The organism is Variovorax sp. YR752 (genome assembly GCF_943372545.1).
In genome coordinates, this window is the sequence record NZ_CALRZC010000004.1 from 1 (window position 1) to 16,781 (window position 16,781).

Below are 16,781 nucleotides of genomic sequence, written 5' to 3' on the forward strand. Positions count from 1 at the left end.
CGCGTCATTCAGGCCGAAGGCCAGATCGAAGGCGAAAGAATCCGTTCCCTTCGCCACCGCGAAGTCGAGGAACGGCCCTTGCACGGACAGGGCATCGGCGATGAGTATGTTCCCGTTCAAGTTCGAGACCAGCTCAAGGATGCCAGCCGATTCGACCTCCAGCTTCGTGCCCGTCACCGTCAGGCGGCCGGTCTCCAGCAAGGAAACCCCGCCGGCCGACGTCTGCGGCACGCCCGTGAAGTCGATCGCGAACGGTGCATTCGGATTGGCCACGAACACCTTGCCCGCGGCAATGTCGGCCGCCGTGAGCACGTGGTCGACCTGCTCGTCGCCGAAGGCCACGCGCACCTTGTCGCCCGCCTTCGCATCCGTGTTGTCGAAGTACACATCCACGCCCGTGCCGCTGGCCACCAGCTGGGTCGGGGCCTTGGGCGGCACCTGGTCCAGCGTGACCGCCTGCGACTGCTCGGGCCCCCCGTTGCCGGCGGCATCGACCACGCGGGTCTGGATATTCCAGCTGCCGGTGTGGCTGTTGCTGTCCTGCACCGTCCACTGCGTGCCGCTGACGGACGCGGCCTGCCAGGTCGTGCCGCCGTCGGTCGACACCTGCAGCGTCTCGTTCGCGGCCAGGGCGGCCGAGAGCACACCCTTCATGTCGCGACCGGCGTTGCCGTCGTTGGTCAGGAAGTCGCTGGCGCTGAAGCCGCTGTCGTTGCCGATCTCGGTCACGGTGGCGGTCTGCGTCGGGGGCACCGTGTCCACGGTGAAGCCGAACGAAGCCGATGCTGCGCTGGTGTTGCCTGCCACATCCGTCGCGGTCACGGTGATGCTGTGCGCGCCATTGCCCAGCGCCGTGAGCGGCGTGAACGTCCAGTTGCCGCCGGCGTCGGCCACGACCGTGCCCAGCAAGGTGGCGCCGTCGTACACCTTCACGGTGCTGCCCGCTTCGGCCTTGCCCTTGAACTCGGGCTTGGCATCGTCGGTGAAGCCACCCTTGCCGATGGCGCCGGTGATGGCGCCCACGTTGTCGAGCACGCGCTCGATCACAGGCGCGTCGGGCGGGCCGCCGTCGAGCTCGACAGTCACCTTGTAGGGGGCCGTGAGCGCGGTCTCGTTGCCCGCCACGTCGTGTTCGTAAACCCTGAACGTGTTCAGGCCTTCGGCCAGCGGCGCGTCGACCTGCAGCGTCCAGTTGCCGTCCTTGCCGATGACGGCCTGGCCCAGCTGGCGCTCGCCATTGACGTCCTTGACCATCACGATGACGGTGTGGCCGGACACGCCGGAGCTGGTGCCGCTGATCAGCGGTCGCGCGTCGTCGCTGGTGCCGCCCGAGATCACGTTGCCGGTCGTGCCGCCCGCGGCGTCCGCAACGCCGGTGATGGACAGCTTGCTGGCATCCGGCGGGGTCACGTCGATCTCGAAGTTGAACGCGGCCGAGGGCGCGCTCTCGTTGCCCTGGGCATCGCGCGCGACGAGGGTGATGGCGTGGTGGCCTTCCGTCATGTCGGCCGAGGGCGTGAAGCTCCAGCTGCCGTCTTCCTCCACGCGGGTCTGGCCGATCACGGTGCCGTTGTCCTGGATGACGATGGTGTCGCCCGGCGTGCCCTGCCCATGGAAGTCGGGCTGGCGGTCGTCGGTGACGCTGCCGGAGACAAGGGGGTTCTGGATGTCGCCGGCGTTGTCGAGGGCGCCGCTCAGCGCGGGGGGCTGCAGCGCGAAGGGCGATGCCAGGCTTGCGTTCATGGCCTGGCTGATGTTCTTGTCGTCATCGGCAGCGAGGTTCGACGGTTGGAAAGTCATTGAATTCCTGGGTTTTCTGAAGAAAGTAAGACCCCCGATCGGTGTGCGAATGCGCACGGCCCGATGCAACAGGGAGGTCCGTCAGGCACTCTAGGGAGCGCGGCGGCGCGAGGCCATCAGACGAATCTGAAAGCCAGGCCGCGGGAGCCGGTCGGTACCCCGAAACGCAAATAAATCCGGCGGCAACAGCACAAGGAAGAACGCGGCGCAGCCTTCAGTGCGCGCCCGCCGCGCGAAGCCGCGTCCACCGGCAAGCAGGCCGCACGAAAAAAAAGCGCGACAGCCGCACAAGGCAGCTGTCGCGCCGATGGGCCGATTGGCTTACAGGATGGTCACGTGGACCTTGTCCTCGACCAGCAGCTCGGCCGTGCCGGCCAGGTTGGTGTAGACGCTGTACGTCACACCGCCCACCGTGGCATTGCTGCCCTGCATCCAGCCGTCGCCGCCGTCGTGGCCGCCGAGCAGGTCGACTTCGCCGTTCGCGCCGTTGACCAGCATCTGCACCTTGCCGTCGGCCGTGACCATGTCACGCGCACCGCCGGCCAGCACGTCGCTCGTGCTCAGCGCCAGCGTGTTGCCGCCCGCACCGAGGTCGAACTTCTCGAAGCCCTGCACCTTCGCCAGGCCGAGGGCCGACAGGTCGATGTGCATCGCCTTGCCGTCCATCACCAGGGTGTCGATGCCCAGGCCGCCGTCGAGGCGTTCGAAGTCGCCACCGATGACATGAACGATGTCGTTGCCCGCGCCGCCCTGCACCACGTCGCCCGTGCCGACGTTGGTGAAGGTGTCGTTGCCGGCGCCGCCTTCGAGCCGGTCGGCGAAGCCGAGCCTGGCGATGAGGGTTTCGTCAGCCTCAGCGATCGTTTGAGTTGCATGGCTGAGCCCGTCGACGCGGTAGCCCGCATGCACGAGCGTCGCATCTGCATCGACCTGCAGGCCCGTGCTGTTGAAGGTGGCAGCCGTATCCGGCCCTCCCTCGCCATGAATTTCACTGCCCTCAACATCCGAGTCAGCCCCATCGGTCCCATTGAACGAATTGGCCTCTTCGCCGCCATGGTAAATCTGTGAGTCGGCACGGGTGTCCAGCACTTCCTCCGGTGGGAGCACTTGACTAGTGCCACCAGGGCGCGTGATTGTCAGCGCGGGGATGGTTGTGCCATTCCCGTCGCCCCCAGGAGTGACGAAGCTGAAACTTGCAATGCCTTTTCCCAACGGCGCTTCGAAATCCACATCGCCATTCAAATGATTGGTAGTCCCGTGATAGTTGAGCCTTCCTACTTCGACACCAGCCGCATCAAAGAATGCCACGTACATCGGCTGCATAGAAGATTCGGCACCAAACCTGAACTGAATCCGCGTCGCCGGCTCATCCAACAGAAAGTCCGTACGGTAGTGCGTAACGGCAGCACCGAGCCAGAGACTTTCGGACAGATCTCCTATTTTTTGTTCGCTGTAAACCTTTACGGAGCTAGTCCCCAGATAGACGCCCGTCGGGGTCACATGCCGCTGAGTAAATGCGCTACCAGAAAGGAACTCCGAACCAAGCGGAGTGGTTGTACGGTACCCCGACACATTACCCGCCTGATCAATCACGCCCACTACGACGCTGCTCGTCATGTCTGCAGGCAACGCTACCGTCACACTTTGCGCATCGATGTCCGCCTGCGTCAGTGTGTGCTGCAAGTGTTTTCCGTTGGACACGATATCCAGTGAGTCGCCGACTTTCAGTTTGGTATCAGCCAGTGTCACCGCTACTTTTTCGCCTCTCACGTCCACAGTCACGCTCGTTGGCGCAACCGGTGCCGTGGTATCCACCGTGAACCCGAACGCCGCCGACGGCACGCTGGTCGTGCCCGCCTGGTTCATCGCCACCGCACTGATGCTGTGGCCGCCATCGGCCAGCGGCGCGTCGGGCGTGTAGGTCCAGTTGCCCGAGGCGTCGGCCTTCACGCGGATGACTTCCACACCGTTGTCAAGAATGATCACGGTGCTGTTCGCCTCGGCCTTGCCCACGAAGAAGGGCCGGCTGTCGTCGGTGAAGTCGCCGCTGTACATCTCGCCCTTCGTGGCGCCCACGTCGTCCGTCACCGTCACGATGGTCGGCCGGGGGGGTGGTGTGGTCAGCACGGTGAAGCCGAACGCGTCGGAGGGCGCGCTGGTGTTGCCCGCCGTGTCTACGGCGGTCACGGTGATGCTATGCGTGCTGTTGCTCAGCGCGGTGTCCGGCGTGTAGGTCCAGTTGCCCGAGGCATCGGCCTGCACGCGGATGAGTTCCACGCCCTTGTCGTAGATGACCACGGTGCTGCCGGCTTCGGCCGTGCCCTTGAACTCGGGCCGCGGGTCGTCGGTGGTGCCGTTCAGCGCCACGTTGCCCAGGATGCTGCCCACGTCGTCGGTCACCGACACGAGGGTCGGCTTGGCCGGCGCGGTGGCATCCACGGTGAAGTCGAACGAAGCGGACGGCGCGCTGGTGTTGCCTGCCGCATCGGTCGCGGTGACGGTGACGCTGTGCGCACCGTCGCCCAGCGCCGTGCCCGGCGTGCAGGCCCAGTTGCCGCCGGCGTCGGCCACGACCGTGCCCAGCAGGGTCGCGCCGTCGTACACCTTCACGGTGCTGCCCGCTTCGGCCTTGCCCTTGAACTCGGGCCTGGTGTCGTCGGTGAGGCCGCCCTGGGTCAGGTCGGTCGTGAGGGGGCCCACGTTGTCGACCACCGTCACGATGGTCGGCACGGCCGGCGGCGTCAGGTCCACCGTCAGCTGCCATGGGTTGGAGGGCTCGCTGCGGTTGCCCGCCTTGTCCTCGCTCACCACGGTGAAGTCGTAGGTGCCGCTGTTGAGTTGCGTGGTCGTGAAGCTCCAGTTGCCCGCAGCGTCGGCCGGGACCTTGCCCAGCAGGTTGCCGCCGTCGCTGTAGATGTACACGGTGCTGTTGGCCTCGGCCTTGCCCGACAGGGTCGGGGTGAAGTCGTCGGTCGATGCGCCGTGGGCCAGCGGCCCGCGCAGGTCGCCCACGTCGTCTTCCACCTTCTCGATGGTCGGCTTGGCTGGCGCCAGCGTGTCCACCGTCAGGTCGAAGACCGGGGTGGGCTTGCTCTCGCCGCCGGCGTCCGTGGTCACGGTGGCGGTCAGCGTGTACAGGCCGTCGCCCAGCGCGGGAGACGGGGTGAAGCTCCAGTTGTCGTTGGCGTCGGCCACGACCTCGCCCAGCAGCACGCCGCCGTTGTAGATCTTCACGGTGCCGCCGGCCGTGGCCTTGCCGCTGAGCGTCGGGGTGGTGTCGTCGGTGACGCCGCCCTTGGCGATGGCGCCGGTGACGGTGCCCGCGTTGTCCTCGGCGCCGGTGATGGACACGGTGACGTCGCGGGTGTCCAGCGTGAAGTCGATGGCCGGGCTCCTGGCGCCCAGGTTGCCCGCCACGTCGATGACGGCATGCGCGAGTTCGTGCGCGCCGTCCACCAGCGGCGTGGTCGGCGTGAACTTCCAGTTGCCTTCGGCGTCGGCCGGCACGCGGCCGATTTCGCTGCCGTGGTCGTAGATGACGACGGTGGCGTTCGGCTCGGTCTTGCCCGTGTAGGTCGGGGTGCTGTCGTCGATGGTGCTGCCGCTGGTGATCGGGCCGACGATGTCGCCGGCGTCGTCACTCAGCACGGCCGTGCCGGCGGTCGGCGCCGTGGTGTCCACGGTGACGGGGTACACGCCCGTCTTGTCGCTGGTGTTGCCGGCCAGGTTGGTGGCGGTTGCCGCCAGGTTGTTGAGGCCTTCGGCCAGTGCGGCCGGCGGGGTGAAGACCCAGGTGCCGTCGCCCTGCACGAGGGTGGTGCCGAGCAGCACGTCGTTGCTGTAGACGGAGATGGTCGCGCCCACTTCGCCGGTGCCCGACACGGTCGGGGTGGCGTCGTCGGTCACGGCGTTCTTCTGCAGGTCGCCCACGATGGAACCCGCGTTGTCGTTCACCGACACGATGGTCGGCGGCTGCGGGTTTTCGTCGCCGATCACCTTGAAGCCGAAGCCGTCCGAGGCCGCGCCGGTGTTGCCGGCGGCGTCCACGGCGGTGGCCGTCAGGTTGTGCAGGCCGCTGCCCAGCGGCAGCAGTGGCTCGAAGCTCCAGTTGCCGTTGGCGTCGACGGGCGCGCGGCCCAGCTCGATGGCGCCGTCCTTGATGACGACGGTGCTGTTCGGCTCGGCCTTGCCGCTGACGAGCGGCTTGGCGTCGTCGGTGATGCCGCCCGGGCTCAGGTCGCCCTTCACGGCGCCCTGGTCGTCGTACACCGAGTCGATGGTCGGCTGGCCCGGGGCCACCGTGTCCACGACCACCACGTGCGGCGCCGAGGGCTCGCTCAGGTTGCCCGCCTTGTCTTCGTTGACCACGGTGAAGCTGTGCTCGCCGTTGTTCAGCGGTGTGGTGGGCGTGAAGTTCCAGTCGCCCTTGCTGTCGACGTCGGCGGTGCCCAGCAGGCTGCCGTTGTCGAACACCTGCACGGTGGTGCCGGGTTCGCCCTTGCCCGACAGGGTCGGGGTGGTGTCGTCGGTCGAGCCGCCATTGGCGATCGGGCCCTGGATGCCGCCCACGTCGTCCTTGACCGCGTCGATGGCGAGCTTCGAGGGCGCGCTCAGGTCCACGGTCAGCGCGAACGCTTCGGTCCGGGCGCTCTCGCCAGTGGCCGTGGTGGTCACAGTGGCCGTCAGTTGATGCTGGCCTTCGCCCAGGGCGGTGCCCGGCGTGACGCTCCAGTTGCCGTTGGCATCGGCCGTGGTCTGGCCCACCAGGGTGTCGCCGTCGTACACCTTGACGATGCCGTTGGCGGTGGCCTTGCCCGTGAGGGTCGGGGTGGCGTCGTCGGTGACGCCGCCCTTGGCGATGGCGCCGGTGATCGTGCCCACGTTGTCGCTCGCGCCGTCCAGGGTGACCGTGACGCCGGCGGTGTTGACCGTGAAGTCGATGGCGGCGCCCTTCTCGCCCACGTTGCCGGCCGGGTCGATCACGGCGTTGCTGAAGCTGTGCTCGCCGTCCGCCAGCGGGGTGTTCGGCGTGAAGCTCCAGTTGCCCTGGGCATCCGCCGGCACGCGGCCGATTTCCTTGCCGTCGTCATAGACGACCACGGTGGCGTTCGGCTCGGTCTTGCCGCTGAACGTGGGGGTGCTGTCGTCGGTGATGTCACCGCTGGTGATCGGTCCCTTGATGGAACCGACGTCGTCGCTCAGCACGGCGCTGGAGGCGCCCGGTGCCACGGTGTCGACGGTGATCGGGTAGTCGCCGGTCTTCGGGCTCGGGTTGCCTGCGGCGTTGGTCGCGTCGGCGGTGATGTTGTGCAGGCCGTCGGCCAGGTCGTTCGACGGCGTGAAGGTCCAGTTGCCCGTGGCGTCGGCCACCACGGTGCCCAGCAGCTTGCCGTTGCTGTACAGCGAGACGGTGGCGCCGATTTCGGCGGTGCCCACGATGGTCGGACGCGCGTCGTCGGTGACGGCCTCCTTCTGCAGGCCGCCCTTGCTCGCGCCCACGTCGTCGTTCACCGCGGTGATGGCCGGCACGGCGGGTGCGCCGCCGCCGATCACGTCGAAGCCGAAGCTGTCGGAGGTCGCTCCCACGTTGCCGCCGGTGTCCACGGCCGTCACGGTGATGCTGTGCGCGCCGTTGCCCAGCGGCAGCAGCGGCTCGAAATGCCAGTTGCCGTCGGCATCGACCGGCGCGCGACCGATCTCGATGCCGCCGTCCTTGAGGATCACGACACTGTTCGGTTCCGACTTGCCGCTGAGCAGCGGCTTGGCATCGTCGGTGGTGTCGCCCGGGTTCAGGTTGCCCTTGATGGCGCCCTGGTCGTCGTACACCGTGTCGATGGTCGGCTGGCCGGGCCACGGCGAGGTGTCGACGATGACCGTGTACGCCTCCGAGTGCTCGCTCGGATTGCCCGCCTTGTCTTCGTTGACGACGCTGAAATTGTGCTCACCGATCGCCAGCGGCGGGGCCGGCGTGAAGCTCCAGTCGCCCTTGCTGTCGACGTCGACGGTGTCCAGCAGGACCCCGTTGTCGAACACTTGCATGGTGGTGCCGGGCTCGCCCTTGCCCGACAGCGTCGGGGTGGCGTCGTCGGTGATGCCGCCGTTGGCGATCGGGCCCTTGATCGAACCCACGTCGTCGCTGATCGCGTCGATGGCGGGCTTGGAAGGCGGGCTCAGGTCGACGGTCAGCTCGAACACTTCGGTCGGGGCGCTCTCGCCGTTGGCCGGCGTGGTCACGGTGGCGCTCAGGGTGTACAGGCCTTCGACCAGGGCGGTGTCCGGCGTGAAGGTCCAGTTGCCGTTGGCGTCGGCCGTGGTCTGGCCCAGCAGGGTGGCGCCGTCGTACACCTTGACGGTGCCGTTGGCGGTGGCCTTGCCCGTGAGGGTCGGGGTGGCGTCGTCGGTGACGCCGCCCTGGGCGATGGCACCGATGATCTTGCCCACGTCGTCGCTTGCGCCGTCGATGCGGATGACAGGAGGTGTCGACGCGACCGTGAAGTCGGTTGCCGGGCCGCGCGCGCCGGCATTGCCGGCCGCGTCGATCACGGCATGGCTGAAGCTGTAGCTGCCGTTGTCCAGGGGGGCCGGCGTAAAGCGCCAGTTGCCTGCCTCATCGGTCGGCACGCGGCCGATTTCCTTGCCTTCGTTGTAGATGACGACGGTGGCGTTCGGCTCGCTCTTGCCGGCGTACGTGGGGGTGTCGTCGTCGGTGATGCCGCCGCTGGCGATCTCGCCCTGGACCGCACCCACGTTGTCGCTGAGCACCGCAGCCGAGGCTGCGGGCGGCGTGAAGTCGGTGGTCAGCACGAACCCGGCCGAAGGCGCGCTCGTGTTGCCGGCCTTGTCGGTGGCGGTGACGGTGAAGCTGTGCGTGCCCTCGTTCAGCGGCGTGGTCGGGGTGTAGGCCCAGTGGCCGGCGGCGTCGACCGGGGCCGTGCCCAGCAGCTTGCCGTTGTCGTACACGGTGACGGTGCTGCCGGCTTCGGCCTGGCCCGACAGGGTCGGCGACGGGTCGTCGGTGACGCCGCCGTTGACCAGCGCGCCCTGCTTGGCGCCCACGTCGTCTTCGGCCGACACGATGGTGGGGGCCGTCGGTGCGGCGGTGTCCACGGTGAAGCCGACCACGGGCGTGGGCTTGCTCACGTTGCTGCTCAGGTCGGTGGCCGTGGCGGTGATCTTGTGCTCGCCCTGGCTGAGGTCGGCCGTGGGCGTGAAGCTCCACTTGCCGTCCGCGCCGACCAGCGTGGTGCCCAGCAGGGTCTTGCCTTCGCCTTCGCCGTCGTACACATGGATGGTGCTGTCGACCTTGCCCGTGCCCTTGATCTCGGGACGCGTGTCGTCGGTGACGCCGCCCGGGGCAATGACGCCCTTGAGCGTGCCCTGGTCGTCCACCAGCGTGTCGATCGACACGAGCACGTCCTGGGTGTTCACGGTCACGTTCAGCGGATCGCTCTTGCCGCTGGCGTTGCCCGCGGGGTCGATGACCTCGGTGGTGAAGCTGTGGGCGCCGTCCGGCAGCGGCGTGCCGGGCGTGAAGGTCCAGTTGCCATCGGGGCCGACCGGCGCGGTGCCGAGCAGCATGCCGTTGTCGTACACCTTCACGGTACTGCCGGGCTCGGCCTTGCCGTTGAAGGTGGGGGTGTTGTCGTCGGTGATGTCGTTGTGGACCAGCGCACCGGTCTTGTCGCCCACGTTGTCGAGCACTTCCAGGCCCGTGACCTTGCCGGGAGGCTGCGTGTCGACGGCAAAGCTCCAGACGCCGGTGGGTTCGCTGGTCTGGCCCAGGGTGCTGCTGGCCGTGGCCGTGATGTCGTGCGTGCCGTCGGCCAGCGCGGCTTCAGGCGTGAAGCTCCATCTGCCGGCGGCGTCGGCCGGCACCTTGCCGATTTCCACGCCCTTGTCGTACAGCGTCACGGTGCTGCCGGGCTGCGCGGTGCCGGTGATGGTCGGGCGGGCGTCGTCGGTGAGCTCGTTCTTTTGCAGCATGCCCTTGCTCGGGCCCACGTCGTCCTGCACGTTCTCGATCACGGGCGGCTCGGGCTTCGTCACGTCGACGATCACTTCGTACGACGTGCTCGGCGCGGTCGGGTTACCGGCCGCGTCCATCTCGATGGCGGTGAAGCTGTTGCTGCCGGACACCAGCGGGTGCTTCGGCTCGAGCGACCAGGTGCCGTCTTCACCCACGGTCGCGCGGCCGAGCTCGCGCTCGCCCAGCCCGTCCTTGATCATCACGATGACGGTGTTGCCGGCCGTGCCGGTGCCATGGATCACGGGACTGCTGTCGTCGGTCTTGCCGCCCGAGGCGATGTTGCCCAGAACGTTGCCCACGTCGTCTTCCACGCCGGTGATGGCCAGCTTGGTGGCGTCCGGCGGCGTGAAGTCGGTGGTCAGCACGAACCCGGCCGAAGGCGCGCCCGTGTTGCCGGCCTTGTCGGTGGCGGTGACGGTGAAGGTGTGTTCGCCTTCTGCCAGCGGCGTGGTGGGCGTGTAGGTCCAGTGGCCGGCGGCGTCGGCCGGGACCGTGCCCAGCAGTTTGCCGTTGTCGTACACGGCGACGGTGCTGCCGGCTTCGGCCTTGCCCGACAGGGTGGGCGACGGGTCGTCGGTGACGCCGCCGTTGACCAGCGCGCCCTGCTTGGCGCCCACGTCGTCTTCGGCCGCGTCGATGCTCGGTGCGGTGGGGGCGAGCGTGTCCACGGTGAAGTTCACGGCGGGCGTTGGCTCGCTCGTGTTGCCGGCCAGGCTGGTGGCCGTCACGGTGATGGCATGCGCGCCGTCGGCCAGCGGCGTGGTGGGCGTGAAACTCCACGTGCCGTCGCCCTTGACCACGGTTTCGCCCAGCAGGGTCACGCCGTCGTACACATGGACGGTGCTGCCGGCCTTGCCCGTGCCCTGGATCTCGGGACGCGTGTCGTCGGTGCTGCCGTTGGCGGCGATGGTGCCTCTGATGGCACCCTCGTCGTCCACCAGCGTGTCGAGGGTCACGACGCCGGGAATGGCGTCCACGATCACGTTCAGCGGATCGCTCTGGCCGCTGCCGTTGCCGGCCGGATCGACCACCTCGGTGGTGAAGGCGTGCTCGCCGCTGGGCAGCGGTTTGTCGGGCGTGAGGCTCCACTGGCCGTCGGGACCGGCCAGCGCCTCGCCGATCTTCTCGCCGTTGTCGTACACGGTCACGGTCGCGCCCGGTTCGGCCTTGCCGCTGAAGGTCGGGCGGTCGTCGTCGGTGGTCATGCCTTCGGTGAGCTTGCCCACCGTGCCGCCGACGTCGTCGGTGACTTCGAAGTCGGTGACCTGGCCCGGCGCCGTGGCGTCTACCGTGAAGTGCCACACGCCGGTGGGCGCGCTGGTCTGGCCCACGGTGTTGGTGGCGGTCGCGGTGATGTCGTGCCGGCCGTCGGCCAGCGCGGTCTCGGGCGTGAGGCTCCACTTGCCCGTGGCGTCGGCCACGACCTGGCCCAGCAGCGTCGTGCCGTCGTACACCTTCACGGTGGCGCCGGCCTGTGCGGTGCCGATGATGGTCGGCTGGGCGTCATCGGTGAGCTCACCCTTTTGCAGCATGCCCGTGTTCGGGCCCACGTCGTCCTGCACGTTCTGGATCACGGGCGCCGGCGGCGTCGCCAGGTCGACCGTCACGTCGTAGGGCGCGCTCGGCGCGGTCTTGTTGCCGGCCGGGTCCATTTCGACGGCGGTGAATTCGTTGGGGCCCGACAGCAGGGCCTTGTCGACCGGCAGCGACCAGTTGCCTTCTGCGTCGACGGTGGTGCGACCGACTTCGCGCTCGCCCGTGACGTCCTTGACGCTCACGATGATGGTGTCGCCGGCCGTGCCGGTGCCGCTGACCACGGGGTGGCTGTCGTCGGTGGTTCCACCCGAGGCGATGTGGCCCTTGATGGCACCCACGTCCTCTTCCACGCCGGTGATGGCCAGCTTGCTGGGGTCAGGCGGCGTGATGTCGACCACGAAGTCGAACGGGTCGGAGGGCTTGCTCTCGTTGCCGGCCGGGTCGCGCTCGACGATGACGATGGAGTGTTCGCCTTCGTCCAGCGCTTCGGGCGGAATGAAGCTCCAGTTGCCGTCTTCGTCCACATCGACCGTGCCGATTTCGGTGCCGTTGTCTTCGATGACGATGGTGCCGCCAGGTTCGCCCTTGCCATGCAGTTCAGGCTGGCGGTCGTCGGTGACGCCGCCCGGGAGAATCTCACCGGTGATCTCGCCGACGTTGTCGATGGCGCCGCCCACTTCGGGCCGGGTCGGTGCGCTCAGGTCCACGTCGAACTCGAACGGCTTCGACGGCTGGCTCTCGTTGCCCGCCGTGTCGGTCTCGGTGATGGTGATGGCGTGCTCGCCTTCGATCAGGTCGGCCGGCGGCGTGAAGGTCCACTTGCCGTCTTCGCCCACCTGGACGCTGCCGAGCAGCGTCTCGTCGTCGTACACGTTGATGGTGTGGCCGGGGGTGCCTTCACCCTTGAATTCGGGGCGCTGGTCGTCCGTGGCGCCGCCCGGAGGCACGCTGCCGGTGACGGTGCCGACGTTGTCGATCACGTCGCCGATGCCCTGGCCGTTCCAGCCCGGCGCGGGCGGGGCGGTGGTGTCGACTTCGAACACGAGCGGGTCGGAGGGCAGGCCTTCGCGGCCGACGGCGTCGCTTTCGGTGATGGTGATCGAATGCTTGCCTTCACCCAGGTCCTTCGAGGGCGTGAGCGACCAATTGCCATTGCCGTCCACGACGACCTTGCCGATTTCCTTGCCGCCGTCGTAGATCGTGATGGTGTTGCCGGGCGTGGCGCCGACGCCCGAGAAATCGGGACGCGTGTCGTCGGTCTTGCCGTTGTGCGGGATCGGCCCCGTCACCTTGCCGACGTCGTCGTAGGCGCTCAGGCTGTCGAAGCCGGGCTTGCCGGGAGGCTGCGGTTCGGGGGCCACGGGCCCGACGAATCCGGGATCGCCGTCGCTGCCGCTGCCGGCGGCGATCAGGCCCATGCCCAGCGCGGCCAGGCCGCCGGTGATCAGCAGCGGGAACAAGCCACCGAGCAAGTCGTTGCCGGCGCCGGCTTCGGCACCCGCCATGTACGGCACGCCGGAGCCGAGCGAATCGCCGCCCAGCGCCACGGCCGTCGACTGGCCTTCGGCCAGCGAGAAGACCTCGCTCGTGGCGTCGGTGCCGGTGTACGCATACAGCTGGCCGTCCTCGGCCACGCCGTACAGGCCCACGGGTTCGGATTGCGCGTAGTAGCCCTCCAGCACCAGGCCGGGGCTCGTCTCGCCTTCGAGCGTGACATGCAGGTCCTCACCCACGCGGGTGAGGGTCACGTTTTCCGGCGCAAAACCGTCTTCACCCTTGAGCAGGTACTTGGCACCGTTGCCGACCTTGATCTTGAGCGGCGCCTTGCCGCTCGCCGCCGCGTCCACCGTGTGATCGATGTTCCTGCCGTTGCTGTTGACGACGACCTTCGTCTTCTTCTTCGTTGCCATGGGTTTCCTGTGCTCGCTGGGTAAAAAATGGGACCGGATCGACGCGCACGCACGCAGCGCCAGATCACACGGTTCGGGGGATAGAGCACTCTAGGAAGAACACCCGGACGGGACCATCGGACGAGTCTGAAACCCAAAGCCGCACCACTAGGCCAAGGGCGAAACTGTGAACAAAGCCCCTTGCGGCGGGCACAAAAGTACGAAAGCCCCGGCGAGTCGGGGACTCGCCGGGGCTTGGAAAAAGAAAACAGCGCCGCAGCGCGCGGCTCACTCGGGCTCGATGCCCGCCGCACGGATCACGCGGCCCCACTTCTGCGATTCGGCAGCCTGGAACTGCGCGAGCGCCTCGGGCGTGCCGGTGGCGGCCTCGCCGCTGGAGATGGCCTGGTAGGCAACGATGGCGGGCGAGCCCGACACCTTGTTCAGCATCTCGTTGAGCTTGCGCGTGACAGCCGCGGGCGCGCCCGGCGGCAGGTAGACCGCCGTCCAGTACGACATGTCGTAGCCCTTCACGCCCGCCTCGGCCACGGTCGGTAGCGCGGGCACGGCGGCCAGGCGCTTGTCGCCGCTCACGGCCAGCGCGCGCAGCTTGCCGCTCTTGACGTGCGGCAACGCGGTGGGCGCGTCGGCGAACATGAAGTCGACCTGCCCGCCCAGCAGATCGGTGATGGCCATCGGGTTGCTCTTGTAGGGCACGTTCACCATGTCGATGCCGGCCATCTGCTTGAGCAGCTCGCTCGCCACGCGGCTGGACGAACTGCCGCTGCCGAAGTTGAGCTTGCCCGGCGACTTCTTCGCCGCCGCCACGAGGTCGGCCACCGACTTGATCGGCGAATCGGTGCCCACCAGCAGCAGCATGTGGCCCTTGGACAGCAGGCCGACCGGCGTGAAGTCTTTCACCGGGTCGTAGGGCAGCTTCTTGTACAGGTGCTCGTTGGCGGCGTGCGTGGTGTTGGTGGTCATGAGCAGCGTGTAGCCGTCGGGCGCGGCCTTGGCGACGTACTGCGCGGCCAGGAAGCCGCTGGCGCCGGCGCGGTTTTCCACGATCACCGGCACCTTGTATTCGGTGGTCAGGGCCTGCGCGAAGCTGCGCGCCTGCTGGTCGGTGCCGCTGCCGGCCGCAAAGGGCACAACGACGGTGAGCGGCTTGGCGGGGTAGTCCTGCGCGTGGGCAGGTGCTGCCGCGGCCGCAACCGCGAAGGCCAGGACCGCGCCGAGGCGGAAGATGGAAGTGCGCATGGGTGATGTCTCCGGTGGTCTGTCTTTTTTAGAAAAGGAAATCGGTGCGGTCGCTCAAACGCTGTCGCGCTGCGGCACCGGCGGCGCACCAAGCGCCGCGTTGTGCTCGCCCAGCCGGGGCGCGACCGCGCGGTGCGCGGGCCGCACGCCGTCGATGGACATCGGCAGCGCGGTCAGTCGGAAGTCTTCGCCCGGCACGGGCTGCAGCATGCCGAGCGCCTCGACCTGCGGATGCGCGACGGCCTCGGGCACGGTGTGCACCGGCGCGCAGGGCACGCCGGCCGCGGTGAAGCGCGCCATCCAGTCGGCGCGGGGGTGCGCGCGCAGCAGCGGGCCGATCTCTTCGAACAGCGCCGCCTTGTGCTGCAGCCGCTGGCGGTTGCTGGCAAAGCGCGCGTCGGTGGTCCAGTCGTCGCGCCCGAGTTCGTGCGCGAACTTGGCGAAGAGCCGGTCGTTGCCGCAGCAGATCAGCAGCGGCGCATCGGCGGTATCGAAAGACTCGTAGGGCACGAAGCCCGGATGGCCCGAGCGGTGGCGGTCGGGCAGCCGGCCTTCGTTGACGTAGGCGTCGGCCTTCTGCCCCGTCCAGACCAGCGCAGTTTCGAGCAGCGAGGTGCTCACCACGCCGCCCCGGCCCGTGAGATGGCGGCGCTGCAGCAGCGCCAGCGCGCCGATCACGGCCCACATGCCGGTGCCCTGGTCGCAGACCGAGGCGCCGGTGCGCATCGGCGGATCGTCGGGCCCGCCGTTGATGCTCGACAACCCACTGAAGGCCTGGATCAGCGGCTCGTAGCCCGGCTGCATGCGCAGCGGACCGGTGTGGCCGAAGGCCGAGATCTCGCAGTAGATGAGCCGCGGATGGCGCGCGCACAGCGAAGGGCCGTCGATGCCCATCGACTGCGTGACGCCCGGGCGCAGGTTGTGGATGAGGATGTCGGCGCCGGCCGCGAGCACCTCGAAGGCGGCCATGCCTTCGTCGCTCTTCAGGTCGATGGCGACCGAGCGCTTGCCGCGGTTGAACACGTGGAAGTTGAGCGCGTCGCCGTGGCGGAACGCCGGGCCCATGTGACGCGCGTCGTCGCCGCCTTCGATGCGTTCGAGCTTCACCACGTCGGCGCCGAGGTCGGCCAGGATCGCACCCGCGAAGGGCCCCGCCAGCACCTGCCCGAGTTCGAGCACCCGGATGCCTTCCAGAATTTTGGTGTCCATGTCACGGGGGCTCGGGGGCCCCTTGTCTCCAGTGTCTTGAGTCCTCCAGTCTGGGCGCCACGCATTGATCTGTGAAGAACAATATTCCTATATCTGTGATAACTTGAATGGATCAATCCACCGCCCCCTGAGGAGCCGCGTTCGTGCGAGTCGACATCACGCTGCAGCAGCTCGAGGCCTTCGTCGAAGTCGCGAAGACCACCAACTTCCGCGCCGCCGCACAGGCGCTGCATGTGTCGCAGCCGGCGCTGAGCCGCACGGTGCGCATCGTCGAAGAGCTGGTGGGCGCGCGCCTGTTCGACCGCGACACGCGGCATGTGGAGCTCACGCCGGCGGGGCGCGAGCTGCTGCCGATTGCGCTGCGCATCCTGGAGAACTTCAACAGCTCGTTCAGCGAGCTGTCGCAGTTCCTCGAAGGTCGCAGCGGCCACCTGACGATCGCGGCGCTGCCCTCGACCGGCGTGGCGCTGCTGCCCCACGCCATTGCCGAATTTCGCGAGCAGCATCCGCAGGTGGAGTTCTCGCTGATCGAAGGACCGGCCGACGCGGTGCGCGCCGCGGTCGACGAGGGCCGCGCCGACTTCGGCCTCAGCGTGCGCCCCGGCCCGCACGAGCCCCTGCTCTATCGGCACCTGCGCGACGACCCCTTCGTGCTGCTGTGCCGGCGCGACGACCCGCTGGCCGCGCGCGCCTCGGTGTCGTGGTCGGTGTTCGCCACGCGGCCCTTCATTGCGAGCAGCTTCCAGAGCAGCATCCGGCCGATCACCGACGCCGCCTTTCTGCAGCGCGGCCTGCAGGTGCAGCCCGCGCTCGAATACCCGAGCGTGGCTGTGGCGGGCGCGCTGGTCGCGGCCGGGCTGGGGCTCACCGCCCTGCCCCGGCTCGCGCTGCAGCTGTCGCAGAACGACGAGCTCACCACCGTGCCGCTGCAGCGCCCGGTGATGTCGCGGCCCATCGGGCTGGTCACGCGCGCGGGGCGTTCGCCCTCGCCGGTCGGCCGCGCCTTCATGGACCTGCTGCACCGCCGGGAATCGTCCCCACGCTGACTTCGGCGCGCCGGC

Annotated in this window: 5 protein-coding genes; 1 reads left to right on the plus strand and 4 read right to left on the minus strand. The window is 68.4% G+C overall.

What is annotated here, in order from left to right:
• The 4 genes from AAG801_RS01405 to AAG801_RS01420 form a co-directional block, all read right to left on the minus strand.
• On the minus strand, window positions 1–1,800 hold a 1,800-nt coding region (locus AAG801_RS01405; protein WP_341886822.1), incomplete at its 3' end, for an Ig-like domain-containing protein.
• Between the two features lie 321 nt (window positions 1,801–2,121).
• Complete coding sequence (locus AAG801_RS01410; RefSeq protein ID WP_341886823.1) at window positions 2,122–13,272, minus strand: Ig-like domain-containing protein; 11,151 nt, start codon at window positions 13,270–13,272, stop codon at window positions 2,122–2,124.
• A 267-nt stretch (window positions 13,273–13,539) separates the two neighbouring features.
• Window positions 13,540–14,511 carry a tripartite tricarboxylate transporter substrate binding protein gene (locus AAG801_RS01415; RefSeq protein WP_341886824.1) on the minus strand — a complete coding sequence of 324 codons (972 nt, stop codon included), beginning with the start codon at window positions 14,509–14,511 and terminating at the stop codon, window positions 13,540–13,542.
• Window positions 14,512–14,565: 54 nt separating this feature from the next.
• A complete protein-coding gene (locus tag AAG801_RS01420) occupies window positions 14,566–15,720 on the minus strand; it encodes a CoA transferase (RefSeq protein WP_341886825.1) in 1,155 nt (384 codons plus the stop codon).
• 143 nt (window positions 15,721–15,863) lie between these two features.
• On the opposite strand from AAG801_RS01420, the gene AAG801_RS01425 reads away from it, so the two are divergent.
• A complete protein-coding gene (locus tag AAG801_RS01425; RefSeq protein WP_341886826.1) occupies window positions 15,864–16,766 on the plus strand; it encodes a LysR substrate-binding domain-containing protein in 903 nt (300 codons plus the stop codon).
• The last annotated feature ends 15 nt before the right edge of the window (window positions 16,767–16,781 follow it).